The sequence below is a fragment of the Nitrospira sp. genome (genome assembly GCA_029194665.1).
Lineage (GTDB): Bacteria > Nitrospirota > Nitrospiria > Nitrospirales > Nitrospiraceae > Nitrospira_D.
This window is the reverse complement of the sequence record JARFXO010000002.1, coordinates 470206-483013: the sequence shown is the minus strand read 5'-3', so window position 1 is coordinate 483013 and position 12808 is coordinate 470206. Positions and strand designations below refer to the sequence as shown.

Below are 12808 nucleotides of genomic sequence, written 5' to 3'. Positions count from 1 at the left end.
GTCTTGGTGGTAGTACAAGAATTCATTTGGATTGACCGTAACTTGTGAATGCGTCTTGGTTTTTAACTGCGGAATCAGGGCTGAATGAAACCACAAAATGAGATCGGGAGTCAGTGTGCTACGAACGTCACCATCACGGACATGATGGTGACGGTGCTTCATCCACGATGAGGGGCTGCCCCTCGAGTGAGATAAAATGAGGTCGGGAGTCATTGTTTGGCAAAGCCAATTCTCAGTCTTTGTCGGTCAGGCTCAACGCCTGTTGGAGGACTCGCGGGCTTTCGGTTGTTTGTCCGAGCCACTGTCAAAGAAGTTCTTGCGGGTGGGACAAGCGGCGGGTATCGGCTCGCGCGGGAACGCCAAGAGCAATATGAGGGTGAATCCATCCTGCCTATCGATTGACATCAATATGCTTGGTCAGTATGATTTGATGCATGCGGACGACGATCAATTTGCCCGATGACCTCATGATCCAGATCAAGAAGCTTGCGACTGCGACCCACTCGACAGTGACCGCTTTCATCGAGGAAACGCTACGCGAGGGACTGGCAAGGCGGCGCCACCACCGCCGCGCATCGCACGCGACGCTGCCTACGTATGGAAAGCAAGGACCGCTTCCCGGAGTGGATCTCGACGATACCGCCTCTCTGCTTGACGTGATGGAATCAAGCCGTTGATCCTGCCCGATGTCAATGTGCTGGTCTATGCGCACCGGCAAGACTCAACCCGCCATTCGGATTACCGCGATTGGTTGAACCAGATCCTCAGATCGGATGCGGCTTTCGGAATTTCCGATCTGGTGCTGAGCGGGTTCCTGCGAGTTGTGACCCATCCGCGAATCTTCGGCGATCCGACTCCGCTTGCCATTGCGATGGAGTTTGTCGCGTCAGTACGTGACCATCCCAACGCGGTGACATTGGCGCCAGGCGAACGGCATTGGGACATCTTCCAACGCTTATGCCGTGAGGTGAACGCGAAGGGCAACCTCGTCGCTGATGCGTACTTGGCTGCTCTTGCCATTGAGACCGGCGCGGAGTGGATTACGACAGACCGCGACTACGCGCGGTTTTCAGCCCTGCGATGGAGACATCCGCTCAACTAATCCGCCGCGGTGGCGCCCTGCATCGCTAAGTGACCCCGGTTGTCAAGAGTGGACGCCATGAGTCGCAGCCTCACGCCGCCGACTGCTGACGGGCCCACTGCTGGGCAAATGCCGCGGGCGAGCAATTCCCGAGTCGAGAATGTCGCCGCTGCCGGTTAGAGAATAGCTCGATATACTCCGTGATCTCGCGCCGAGCCTGCTCACGGGTTTCGTAGCGACGATGATGCACCAGTTCATTCTTCAGCGTCCCCCAGAAACTCTCCATCGGGGCGTTGTCATAGCAGTTCCCCTTCCGACTCATGGACGGGATCAGGCCGAACTGCCGCAGCTGATCCTGATAGTCCTGGGCACAATACTGCGAGCCACGATCGGAGTGGTGGATCAGTCCCGGGCGCGGACGTTTCGCCCCCAGTGCCATGACCAGCGCCTGCCTTACCAAGTCCGTCGTCATGCGGCCCTCCATCGCATGCCCGACTACCTCACAGGTATACAGATCTTTGATCCCCGCCACATACAACCACCCTTCTGCCGTGGGGATATATGTGATATCGGTGACCCAGGTCTCGTTCGGGCGCGTGGCGACAAACGTTTGGGCCAAGACATTCTCCGCCACCGGCAGCGCGTGCTCCGAATCCGTCGTGGTCGTGAATGTCAGCGGTCATGCAATAATCCCCAGATGTGGTCAATGAATTCTCCCCACCCTCTCACCGAAGGAGGGATGTGATGGAACTTGACGATAGCAAGGAGACAACGATCATACCGTCCCAGGTAGACCACACTCGGGAGGTATGTATGGTGGATCAAGAGCGGTGGGCGGAGATTCGACGGTTGCGTCATGAAGAGCGGGGATCCATTTCAGGGATTGCGCGGCGGTTGGACCTGGATCGGAAGACCGTGCGGCGCAGTCTGCAGCAGACGACGTGGCAACCCTATCGCCGAGCGGCGATGACGGAGACGCTGCTGACCGCCCATGCCGACTTTGTGCGGACCCGTGCGTCGCAGGTTAATTATTCGGCGCGGATTCTCTATCAGGAACTGCGAGCGAGCCACGAGTACATCGGCAGTTATGAGACGGTGAAGCGAGGGGTGGCGCCGCTGCGTGAGGGTCAGCTGCAGGCGGAGCGGGCCCTCCTCCGCTTTGAGACACCGCCGGGCCAGCAGAGTCAGATTGATTGGGGCCAAGCCACCGTGCCCTTCCGCGCCGGCCCGACGGTGGTGCACGTGTTCGTGTTGACGTTGGGGTTCAGCCGACGTGGGTTCTATTACGCCTGTGCCGATGAGCGGCTGGCGCAGTTTCTCGAGGCCCATGAACGGGCTTTTGCGCATTTCGGTGGCCACACGCGAGAGCATCTGTATGACCGACCGCGAACCGTCTGTTATGCGGATGAGACGGGGCGGCGGCTCTGGAATCCCACCTTCAAAGCCTTCGCCGACTATTGGGGCTTTGAGCCGCGCGTGTGTCGGCCCTATCGGGCCCAGACCAAGGGTAAGGTCGAATCCGGCGTGAAATATCTGAAACGGAACTTTCTGCCGGGACGAACGTTTGTCGATCTGGTGGACTTTCAAACCCAACTTGACGAATGGACCGCGACAATTGCCGACCGCCGCATCCATGGCACGACGCATGAGGAGCCACTCGTCCGGTTTGCGCGAGAACGCAACCACCTGGTCCCGCTGGCGGACCAGCGCGCCTTCCAGCAGGAGGCGCGCGTCTCACGGATCGTGGCCGAGGACTATTTGGTCAGCCTGGCGACGAACCGCTACTCCGTGCCCTTCCGGCTCATTGGTCAGCGGGTTGAAGTGCAACGACGGGGGGACACGGTCCACATCTTTCACCGTGACCAAGAGATCGCGACGCACCCGGTGCTCCCGGGCCAGCACCAATTCCGAATCCAGCCCGAGCACGGCCCTGGAGCCAGTGCGCGTCTCGCCCGCCACCGTCGGTCCACGGTGAGCGATCGGTCCCCTCGCCCCGATGCCTTGCCGGAGGTCGAAGTGCGGGATCTGGCCTGGTACGAGGCGGTGTGTGAGCGCACGGCGTCGCAGGAGGGGCGGCCATGAACGCGGCGCAACTGGAACGGCTCCGTGACCAACTCACGCGCCTACGGCTCTTGAAGAGTCGGGAGCGGCTGGAGGCCCTCTTACAAGAAGCGGCCGTCAAGGAGCTGCCCTATGCCGACTTCCTCGACCAGGTGCTCGGCGAAGAAGTCGCGTCCAAGACCGCGAAGAACATTGCGATGCGGACGAGTTTGGCGCGATTTCCATTCGTCAAGAGTCTGGAGGTCTTCGACTTCAGCTACCAGCCTTCGTTGGATAAGAAGCAGATTCAGCAGGTGGCGACCTGCCACTTCATCGAGCACGGCGAGAATGTCGTGATCTTGGGGCCGCCCGGTGTGGGCAAAAGCCACCTGGCCATCGGGCTAGGGCTGCAAGCCATTGCCCAGGGCTATCGGGTGTTGTTCACGACAGCCGCCGCCATGATCGCTACGCTGACTCGGGCGCTCACGGAGAATCGGCTGGAGGACAAGCTGAAGCTCTATACCATTCCCCGGTTGCTGATCATTGATGAGATCGGCTATCTGCCCATTGACCGCACCGGGGCCAACTTGTTCTTTCAGCTCATCTCACGCCGCTATGAGAAGGGGCCGATGATTTTGACCAGTAACCAGAGTTTCGGGGCTTGGGGCGAGGTGTTTGGCGACCGGGTGCTGGCGACTGCGATCCTGGATCGGGTGCTCCACCACGCGATCACCATCAACATCCGGGGCCATTCCTACCGGCTGAAGGAGAAACTCAAAGCCGGACTTGTGCGGGTCGAAGAAGCGTCAACGACAACCTAACGGGGTGGGGAATTTTCGATGACCATAACTGGGGCAATTTGGATGACCCTTGACACGTGAACCGGCGCACCTGCTTGCAACGGAGGCTCAGTTTCTTGCGTAGCCGCTTGATGCGCCCAATCCCGGCGGGGAAGCCGTCCGCACGCAATTCCGCCTGGAGGCGCTCCGGGCCATACGTGTGCCGGGTGCGCACATGGGCAGCTTGGATCGCCACTTCTAGCCGCACATTCTCCTGGGCGCGTTTCGACGGCCGCCGATGCTGCCAGGCATAGTAGCCGCTTCGGGATACCTCCAGCACTCGACACAACAGACTCAGCGGGTAGTGGAGACGCAGCGTCCTCATGAGCGCGTACCGGGCAGCTGCGCCTTCGCAACGTACGCGGTGGCTTTTTTTAGGATGTCCCGCTCCATCCGCGCTTCAGCGAGATCGCGCTTGAGCCGAGACACCTCGGCCTCCAGCTCCGTCACGGGCCGTCGGCTCTCGCCCAGCGTCGCGAGCTGGCCCTGCCGAGCTCGACACACCCAGCCCTCGAGCGTCCTGCCCGACATGCTCAGGCGTCTGGCGGCCTCCGGAATCGTCAACGGCTGTTCCAGGACCAGCCGCACTGCCTGCTCCCTGAATTCCTTTGTATACTGCTGTCGCGGCACCTGTTCCATCTCACACCTCCAGACCTCTCATTGTAGGTTGAAGGCGTCCACTTTTTCGAGCCTAGCACAAAGAGCTCGCACCGTCCACCTCACTCAGACAGCTCGGCTAGACACTTCTACGAAAACCGTTCTGGCCCCTGCTGGTTCAGGCGCAACGCCTGTTGGAGGACGCGCGGCCTTCGGTTGTTCGCCCCAGCCGCCGGCAGAGATCGGCTCGCGGGATGGATCGAATGATACTCGGCTCACTCGCCTACGTAGGGAGCCACGGCTGCCTGTCTCTCTGCAGTAGGCTGATATGGAGGATGGATCAAGCCGTGGGGCCCCGCTCGCTGTGCGGAGGCGCTCGGTGGAGGGGTGTGTCCAGGTGCTATGACTCGTTGACATAGCTTGAAAAGCACCGGTACGGTCTGTGGCACTAGGCACGACATGGGGCGCAACAAGAAGCTGCGAATCCGCCTGAATAGTTTGAGGCAGCGGATTACGGATCATCAAATCAAAATTGCGCTCGAACTCCAGCACACAACTCCCAATGTGAGCCTCATTCGCCAAGGAAAGTTCTAGTCTGGACTTTCAATGCTTGGCTACCTACACTGTTTCGAAATGAGCGACAAGCTTGGAACGGTCTGGCCAGACAGAGGGGGGCCAGATACAGAGAGGGGCCAGATACAGTAAAGAGGCAGCAATGAAATATCGAATTGCTTTACACAAATCAGAAGAAGGATTCGCCGTCTCTGTTCCTGGCCTTCCCGGCTGTTGGTCACAGGGCGAGACCGAGCAAGAAGCCATTCAAAATATCCAGGATGCCATCCGCGAGTACTTGGCCGCCGTCGAAGACGAAATCAAGGGACAAGACGTGCGTGAGATAGAAGTCGCGGTGTAGCGTTGCCTAAGCTCCCGGGAGTTCATCACCTTGACGCCAAGCGCGCTCGAGAAAGCCGGCTTTCGGGTCGTCCGTCAGAGCAAGCACCTGGTGATGAGCAATGGCCAGCGAATTCTCACTATCCCTCGGCACAATCCTGTCAACGCCATTACAATGGGCGGCATTATTCGTGATGCTGGTCTGACCATTGATGAGTCCAGGGCCTTGCTATAAGAGATCAACGGTTCAGCGAGAAGCGGCCGCGTCATGGTCCAGTTCGAAAGAACATCGATCCTGCTCATTCCTCAAAATCCACATGTCCTCAAATCCACATTGCATACCTAAGCAAGGTGTGCCAGACTCGTTCCCGTCCGGATGGTCGCTTCGTGGTCTTCTCGGTAGAGATGATCGTGAAGCCAAGGAGCATCCGGACGATGTAAGCTGTGTGCGTATATGTCAACTATTTAAATACTACGAACTGGTGAGGTGAACCATGACTTCAAAGACAGCGGCCGAGCTGAAGAGTTTTCTCGAGATTCCGTATGAGGAACTCGAAGAGATGAATGTCCAGGCGGCGGAGCGCGCCGAGAAGACCGGGGCAAAGGATCTTGAACAGGAATATACGGTCTGGCTAGAAAAGGAAAAGCACATCAAAGCCGTCACCTTGTGCTTCTCAGATATCGAGGGGCGCCTTCACATGCTCGATTACGACAAGAAGTTCCTGCTGGGCTCGTTGGGAAATCTGACGTTCGATGGATCGTCCATCAGGGGATTCACGCCGCAACATGAGTCGGACCTGCGCCTTGCCGTCGACTGGTCGTCTATCCGCTACTTTCCCGCCGATGTGATCGGAGCAGGGAAAGTGATTTTCTTCGCGTCGGTTTTGAACAGCGATCGGACGCCATATCACAGCGACTTTCGTGGCATGTTGAAATCATTCACGGAGCACCTCAAGAAAAAGGAAGGCATGACGGCCTATGCCGCCTGTGAAATCGAAGGCTTTCTGGTGGAAGGGCCGAACGCCGAGCAACGGTACCGCGAACAGGGGTTGAAGCTCATCTCAACCGGCGGGTACTACCACTCGCTCCCGATGGATCCGCTTCGCCAGTTCATCGACAAGTCGGCGGAAGCCCAGCGGGCGTTGGGCTTCAAGAACGAGAAAGATCATCCGGAAGTCGCGCCCTCGCAGTTTGAAATGAACTTTTCCTATGCTGATGCGGTGCGCGCAGCCGATCAGGTGCAACTGTACAAGCTGATCTGTCGTCAAGTGGCCCGCTCCATGGGACACACCGCGACGTTCCTCCCGAAGCCGTTCGTCGGGATCAACGGGTCCGGCATGCACACCAACTTCTCCTTGAGCAAGAACGGCAAGAATATGTTCTACGATGCGAAGGGGAAAGACGGCCTCTCCGATCTGGCGTGGGACTTCATCCTCAAGCTGCTGAATCATGCGCCTGAGATCTGTCTTGTGTTCAATCCCTCGGTAAATGCCTATCGCCGGCTCGATCCGCACTTTGAAGCACCGAACCAGATCAAGGTCTCGGCGATCGATCGCGGCTCCATGATCCGCATCCCGATGGCCAACGAGAAAACGGCGCGCATCGAATTGCGTTCGGTCGCTCCCGATGCGAACCCGTACCTCGTGCTGTACACCATGCTCAAGACCGGTTTGGAAGGGGAGCGTTTGGAACAGGACCAGACAACCGGCGTGCGCGGTGGATTCCTTCCAGGCAACATCAATGATGCGATTGCGCTGTTCAACGAGTCGAAATTTATCGCCACAATTCTCGGCGACGACAGTAAGAAGAAGTATGCGAGCTTCAAGCAATTGGTGGCGGATCGAACTTCGAAGGAGCTCGGGACGATCGTGAAGGCTTCGGAAGTCCTCTTCCATCACGAAGTCACAAATCAGATGCTCTGGAATCAGTTCTAGCAGGCTGCGGAAAACCCCTCCGTTCATCCTTCGAGAGCCTCAGGACGAACGGAGCGGTCATTGAATATGCTGAGGGTTTCCGTTCGCGCTGAGCTCGTCGAAGCACACGAACCGACTTTTCCCAGAGCCGGATGGAAGCCCAGGCGACTACAAGCAAGTGAAGTCAGTTAGGAACAGCAGGGGGCGACGCCCTTGACGGACGTCGCCCCCTGTGAGCCTTGCGCCTGAGGTCGCGCTACAGCCAGGTCACCCGTTCGGCCGGCCGGATATAGATGGGCTCTTCGACTTGAATGCGGGCCACTTCTTTCCCCGACTTATTGAAGCCCAACACCGTATCGTTGTACATCTCGAACCGCTTCCCGTGAATCTGGGTTTCGAAGACTTTCGGCCCCGGAATGACATCGTACCGGAAGATGATCTGCTGGCTGGCGCGCCAGAGCTGGAGTACAGCCAACAGTTCCCGACTCGGCACCAGATACTTTTCAATGGCATTGTCCACACCAGGCCCAAACATCTGCCGGGCATAGCCACGGGGGGAATGCCGGGGCGGGATGTAGTACCCATTGGGCTCGGTCCCCCACTGCGGATACAGCGGCAAAGCCACTTGCTCGACCCGGATGGCATAGTAGAGCGGATGCCACCGGTCTTCGGCCCAGAGCCCATCCTCGCCGATCCGCACCAGGCTCTGCATCCGGATCTTGCCCACGCAGGCCGCCATGCAGCGCGTTTCCATCGGTTCGCCGCCGGTGAGCGGATCCTTCCCTTCGATTCGAGGATAACAGGCGATACACTTCTCGCTGACCCGCGTCGTCCCCCGATACATAGGTTTTTTATAGGGACATTGCTCGACACATTTCTTATATCCCCGGCAGCGATTCTGGTCGATCAGGACGATCCCGTCTTCCGGCCGCTTGTAGATCGCCTTGCGCGGGCAGGCCGCCAAGCAACCGGGATAGGTGCAGTGATTGCAAATGCGTTGGAGATAGAAGAAGAAGGTCTCATGTTCCGGGAGGCTGCTGCCGGTCATTTTCCAGGGTTCATCCCGAGAGAAGCCGGTCTTGTCGATGCCCTCGACCAGGGCGCGCATCGAGGTGGCCGTGTCTTCATAGATATTGACGAACCGCCATTCCTGGTCCGTCGGAATATAGCCGATCGCGGCCTGGCCCACCTTGGCCCCGGCATCGAAAATCGTCATCCCTTCGAACACGCCGTAGGGGGCATGGTGTTTCCGTCCGACCCGGACGTTCCAGACCTGCCCACCCGGATTGACCTGTTCGATCAGCTGCGTGATCTTCACGTCGTAGAACTGGGGATACCCGCCGTAGGGTTTGGTCTCCACGTTGTTCCACCACATGTATTCCTGGCCTTTGGAGAAGAGCCAGGTCGATTTATCGGCCATGCTACAGGTTTGACAGGCCAAACAGCGATTGATGTTGAACACAAAGGCAAACTGCCACTTCGGATGCCGTTCCTCGTAGGGATACAACATCTTGCGTCCCAGCTGCCAATTATAGACTTCAGGCATGGTTTCCTCCGTTGGACGTCATGAGGTCAATAATCATCACTCATTCCTGAGAGCAACCGTCAATGGCCAACCAGACTCTTTCTCCGATTGACCATTGACGATTGGACCATTGGCCTCCGGTTACACCTTGATTTTAATATGCTCGCCTTTGAGCCACTTGAGCATAAACTCGTTTTCTTGACCCGGCGTGAAGCCGGTCCGCACCGGTTCCCACGGCCCCCGACCCCCGATGCCGCCGTCTTCCGCCTTGGTGATGCGGATGAGACATTCCTTCGGCACGGTATTGACCGCATGGTGGTCGATTTCGAACCCCCATTTCATCCGGAGCCCGTTCGAATATTTGCCGGGGAGCGAGTCGGTTTGATGCATCGGCATGAGCCAACTGCGCGTAAAGGACTGTTGCGCGCCGTACCGGAAGTTGGACTGGTAGCCGGTATCGATCGCGATGGCACGCCCGTCCGGTCTCGTTTCATGACCCTTGACCGACTTCGGCGTCGAGACGAAGGGTGCATGCTTGGCCATCGTGACATGGTACGGATAGGACGGATTGTATTTCGCGCGAATCATCAACCGCGCGACCTTGTAGTAGGGATCGCTCGGCTTCCAGCCGCGGTAGGGACGGTCGACAGGATTACCGTCGATGTACACATAGTCGCCGTCGTTGATGCCGCGGTCTTTGGCCGCTTGCGGATTGATGTGCACTTGATGTTCGCCGACACCCGGCGTCCGCTTGTCCATGCGGTAGGGATCGCCGAAGTTCGACTCGTAAATCTGTACCCAGTCGTTCACCGACCACTGACTGTGGACCCGATGCCTGGTCTTGGGGGTCACGCAGTAGAACTGGTACCCCTTCTCCCACAGGGGGTTGCTATGACGCTTGATCTCAGCCCAGGACAGCTTAATGTTCCGAATTGTCTTGTCGTCGTGGTGCTGGGCCGTGATGGGAATGCCATAGTCGTCCGGCCGCACATAGGGGTTCGTCGTGAAGATGGCGTTCGGCAAGTAGGGGGTCGCCTCCGGCCCTTCGCGATGCACGACGAAGTTTTCGCCGTACTCGATGGCTTCCGGTTCGACACGATAGGTCTCGATGCGCCCGGACCTGGTCCACATCGGTTTCGACTCGTTGGTCTCTTCCCAGAGAGGATGTCGCGGATAGGTGCGAGTCATCACCATCCAGCCCTTTTCCGACTTCAACAGCACATCGGCACTGTAGCCGTAGAAGGTGCTGGACGCATCGAGGAGCCGTTGCGCATACACATCCACGCGATTCAGATAGACGAAATGGAAGACGTCGCGCATGCGGCCGTCCCCCGTCATCTCGGCCAACTTGGCCGCCACGCCGGCAAACGTATCCGCATCGTTCCGCGTGTCGTACAATGGTCGGATGCCTCCCTTCCAAATCTGAATCCAGGGATTCGATACCGTGGCCGTCATCTCCGGGTAGGTGAACTCCATCCAGGAGTTGGCGGCGAAGGCGATATCGTTGTGGTTGACGTCGGACGTCATTTCGATGTCCTGCGTCATCAGACATTCGATGTTCGGATCGACGTTCCGCACCATGTCGTAATGGTGCTTGGCGTTGTTTAAGATGTTGACGTTCACGACCCACCGGATCTTACTGGGGGTCGGCATATGGGTCTTGCCGGTAAACACCTTGCGCCCATACTTTGGGGTATTGACGATCAAGGCGGTGTCGCCGTGGTTCCAGTACCCCGGCTCCTCGCCATAATAGTAATTCCGGTATTTGATTTCCTTCCCATGGGCATTGGCATCCAGATTGAGCCGCCAGGGATCTTCCGAGAGATGCACACCGGAGCCGACCCCGGACCAGGGCGTGGCATTCCAAATCCCCACTTTGTAATTGCCGGACCAGGTATGGCAGCCCGTGCCGAATTTGCCGATATTGCCGGTCAAGGTCGTGACGAGGGCCGCCGCCCGGCCCGTTTCCGTCATATGGAAATAGTGACAGACGCCCTCGCCGTTGTGGATGGCCATCGGCTTAATCGTGCCGGAGTCGCGCGCCCAGCGAACAATGAGGTCCTTGGGCGAGCGGGTGATCTGATGGACGGTATCCAGATCGTAGTCTTGGAGGTGGATCAGATACATCTGGTAGATCGGCAGGGCGTCGATTTCGCGGCCGTTCAGCAACTTGACCCGATAGGTGCCGGTCAGGGCCGGATCGATCCCGCTCTTGTCGAAATGCCAGCCGACCTGCTCCCGATGGAGCGGCACCGCCTGTTTCTTGGCCAAGTCCCACACCATGAAGCCCCCGAGCCGCTCGATCTGATCCGATTTCAACGATTGGATCCGGCCCGAATAGCTGTGGGAAAAGTCGGGAAATTTGTAGTTGGGCACGACATCCCGCGGATCCAAATACTGCAAAGTATCCGTACGGACTAACAGCGGCATATCGGTAAACTGCTTGATGTAGTCGATGTCCTGCATGTTCTCATCGAGAATGATCTTGCAGGCCCCGAGGAACAGAGCCCCGTCCGATTGCGGTCGCAGAGGAATCCAGTAGTCGGCGCGCGTCGCCGTCGGATTGTACTCCGGGGTGATGACCACGATGCGGCAGCCGCGCTCGATCGATTCGAGCTTCCAGTGCGCTTCCGGCATCTTATTTTCCACGAAGTTCTTGCCCCAGCTCGTGTTCATCTTGGAGAACCGCATGTCGCTCAAATCGACATCGCAGTTTTGGGTGCCGTTCCACCAGGGCTGCGAGGGGTCCTGGTCTCCGTGCCAGGTGTAATTGTTCCAATAGCGCCCCCCTTGCGCCTGATCCGGACCGACCTTCCGGATCCAGGTGTCCAGCAACGGCAGGACGCTGTTGTTCATACGGGTATTGGAGTGTTTGCCAAGAAATCCGAGAATGGGCATGCCGGCGCGGTGTTTGAAACAACGCACCCCCGCCCCCTTCATCATCTCGATCATCTCCGGCGCATAGCCCTGCTCGCGCAGCCGCCGGGCCCCGGCTTCCCCGCTGTACCGTGTGCCGATGACGATCATCGCCTTCGCCGCATAGGTAAAGGCGGTGTCCCACGAGACCCGCAGCATGTCGTCCAAGAAACGGCTGTCGAACTTGTACTTGCGTTTGGATTCCGGGGTCAGCTCCGGCGAGCCGTCATCCATCCACTGTTTCCACCCCTTTCGCATCAAGGGCCCCTTCAAGCGATAGGGCCCATAGACCCGGCGATGGAAGGTGAACCCCTTCAGGCACATCCGTGGGTTATGGGCAAACGTCCCACGATTGCCGTACAGGTCTTCATACGTTTGGTGGTCGTAGTTCTGTTCCACCCGCATGACGACGCCGTTCCGCACAAAGGCCCGGATGCGGCAAGCATGGGTGTCGTTCGGGGAGCAGACCCACGTAAAGGAGGAATCATACCGGTATTGGTCATGATAGACCCGCTCCCACGAGCGGTCCGGATAATCCCCCAAGGGATTGCCCACTTCGATTACGGGCTGCAGGGCCGTCAGGGCCAGGACCTTGTCCGCCACGGCGGCAGCCGCGACGGTGCCTGCTGAGGCTTTCAAGAACTGTCTACGCGAGATAATCATGTGCGCTACCTCCCTTCAGTTCGGTAAAGATCAGCATTCTTGTCTTTTGGTGACGTAATTTCATTATCCTGAGTTCAACGCTGGATCAATGAACATGCATTGAACATGCATTCACGCTTCTAACTGTCGCCTGTGCGATGAAGAGTTGGGGACGGGCATAAGCCTTGAGCGTATTCAGACACCATGTCTTCTCCGGCGATCATTAACGGACCCGGCCATCGTACCCTCTCCGGTCTCACACGGGCACCAGGCAAAACCCCAGTCATCTTGTCGTAACTCAGGAAATTCGTAGACCGAAAAATAGGTCAAAAAACCATCCGCCTAATTCATCAGAGTTGTTACG

The 12808-nt window shown here is 58.1% G+C and carries 12 protein-coding genes and 1 pseudogene; 8 read left to right on the top strand and 5 right to left on the bottom strand.

From position 1 onward, the window contains the following. Positions 1-216: 216 nt before the first annotated feature. From P0119_07890 to P0119_07880, 3 genes are read left to right on the top strand one after another with little or no spacing between them, the layout of a single operon-like run. Positions 217-402 carry a hypothetical protein gene (locus P0119_07890; protein ID MDF0665983.1) on the top strand — a complete coding sequence of 62 codons (186 nt, stop codon included), beginning with the start codon at positions 217-219 and terminating at the stop codon, positions 400-402. Positions 403-434: 32 nt separating this feature from the next. Then, the gene (locus P0119_07885) at positions 435-677 is read left to right on the top strand and encodes a ribbon-helix-helix domain-containing protein (protein MDF0665982.1); all 243 of its coding nucleotides are present in this window, start codon (positions 435-437) and stop codon (positions 675-677) included. Next, complete coding sequence (locus tag P0119_07880) at positions 674-1102, top strand: type II toxin-antitoxin system VapC family toxin (GenBank protein MDF0665981.1); 429 nt, start codon at positions 674-676, stop codon at positions 1100-1102. The genes P0119_07885 and P0119_07880 overlap by 4 nt, the downstream gene beginning before the upstream one ends. A 70-nt stretch (positions 1103-1172) precedes the next feature. Here the strand turns inward: P0119_07880 and P0119_07875 are convergent. Next, positions 1173-1742, bottom strand: a pseudogene (locus P0119_07875) (IS3 family transposase). 152 nt (positions 1743-1894) lie between these two features. Between P0119_07875 and istA the strand changes: the two are divergent. Together istA and istB are read left to right on the top strand one after the other, a co-directional pair. Beyond that, positions 1895-3163: an IS21 family transposase gene (istA, locus tag P0119_07870; protein ID MDF0665980.1), complete on the top strand. Its 1269-nt coding sequence runs from the start codon at positions 1895-1897 to the stop codon at positions 3161-3163. Further along, complete coding sequence (gene istB / locus P0119_07865; protein MDF0665979.1) at positions 3160-3942, top strand: IS21-like element helper ATPase IstB; 783 nt, start codon at positions 3160-3162, stop codon at positions 3940-3942. The genes istA and istB overlap by 4 nt, the downstream gene beginning before the upstream one ends. Here istB and P0119_07860 read toward each other — a convergent pair. Beyond that, positions 3896-4285 (bottom strand): IS3 family transposase, encoded by a 390-nt coding sequence (locus P0119_07860; protein ID MDF0665978.1) that lies wholly within the window; start codon positions 4283-4285, stop codon positions 3896-3898. The two genes, istB and P0119_07860, sit on opposite strands and share 47 nt — an antisense overlap. Then, a complete protein-coding gene (locus P0119_07855; GenBank protein MDF0665977.1) occupies positions 4282-4599 on the bottom strand; it encodes a transposase in 318 nt (105 codons plus the stop codon). The genes P0119_07860 and P0119_07855 overlap by 4 nt, the downstream gene beginning before the upstream one ends. A gap of 673 nt (positions 4600-5272) precedes the next feature. Here P0119_07855 and P0119_07850 point away from each other — a divergent pair. The 3 genes from P0119_07850 to P0119_07840 all read left to right on the top strand — a co-directional run bounded on the left by P0119_07850 (position 5273) and on the right by P0119_07840 (position 7382). Beyond that, on the top strand, positions 5273-5470 hold the full coding sequence (locus P0119_07850) for a type II toxin-antitoxin system HicB family antitoxin (GenBank protein ID MDF0665976.1): 198 nt from the start codon (positions 5273-5275) through the stop codon (positions 5468-5470). A gap of 30 nt (positions 5471-5500) precedes the next feature. After that, positions 5501-5683, top strand: a complete 183-nt coding sequence (locus P0119_07845) for a type II toxin-antitoxin system HicA family toxin (GenBank protein ID MDF0665975.1) — start codon at positions 5501-5503, stop codon at positions 5681-5683. A 259-nt stretch (positions 5684-5942) separates the two neighbouring features. After that, complete coding sequence (locus tag P0119_07840) at positions 5943-7382, top strand: glutamine synthetase family protein (protein ID MDF0665974.1); 1440 nt, start codon at positions 5943-5945, stop codon at positions 7380-7382. Between the two features lie 235 nt (positions 7383-7617). On the opposite strand, the gene P0119_07835 is transcribed toward P0119_07840, so the two are convergent. Continuing rightward, positions 7618-8907: a nitrate oxidoreductase subunit beta gene (locus P0119_07835; GenBank protein MDF0665973.1), complete on the bottom strand. Its 1290-nt coding sequence runs from the start codon at positions 8905-8907 to the stop codon at positions 7618-7620. 120 nt (positions 8908-9027) lie between these two features. Continuing rightward, positions 9028-12465, bottom strand: a complete 3438-nt coding sequence (locus tag P0119_07830) for a molybdopterin-dependent oxidoreductase (GenBank protein ID MDF0665972.1) — start codon at positions 12463-12465, stop codon at positions 9028-9030. Positions 12466-12808: the final 343 nt, after the last annotated feature.

Bases quoted from the DNA above. Each gene is read 5' to 3' on its own strand.
- P0119_07885 (MDF0665982.1), top strand. From the start codon at position 435: ATGCGGACGACGATCAATTTGCCCGATGACCTCATGATCCAGATCAAG.
- istA (MDF0665980.1), top strand. From the start codon at position 1,895: ATGGTGGATCAAGAGCGGTGGGCGGAGATTCGACGGTTGCGTCATGAA.
- istB (MDF0665979.1), top strand. From the start codon at position 3,160: ATGAACGCGGCGCAACTGGAACGGCTCCGTGACCAACTCACGCGCCTA.
- P0119_07860 (MDF0665978.1), bottom strand. From the start codon at position 4,285: ATGAGGACGCTGCGTCTCCACTACCCGCTGAGTCTGTTGTGTCGAGTG.
- P0119_07855 (MDF0665977.1), bottom strand. From the start codon at position 4,599: ATGGAACAGGTGCCGCGACAGCAGTATACAAAGGAATTCAGGGAGCAG.
- P0119_07850 (MDF0665976.1), top strand. From the start codon at position 5,273: ATGAAATATCGAATTGCTTTACACAAATCAGAAGAAGGATTCGCCGTC.
- P0119_07840 (MDF0665974.1), top strand. From the start codon at position 5,943: ATGACTTCAAAGACAGCGGCCGAGCTGAAGAGTTTTCTCGAGATTCCG.
- P0119_07835 (MDF0665973.1), bottom strand. From the start codon at position 8,907: ATGCCTGAAGTCTATAATTGGCAGCTGGGACGCAAGATGTTGTATCCC.
- P0119_07830 (MDF0665972.1), bottom strand. From the start codon at position 12,465: ATGATTATCTCGCGTAGACAGTTCTTGAAAGCCTCAGCAGGCACCGTC.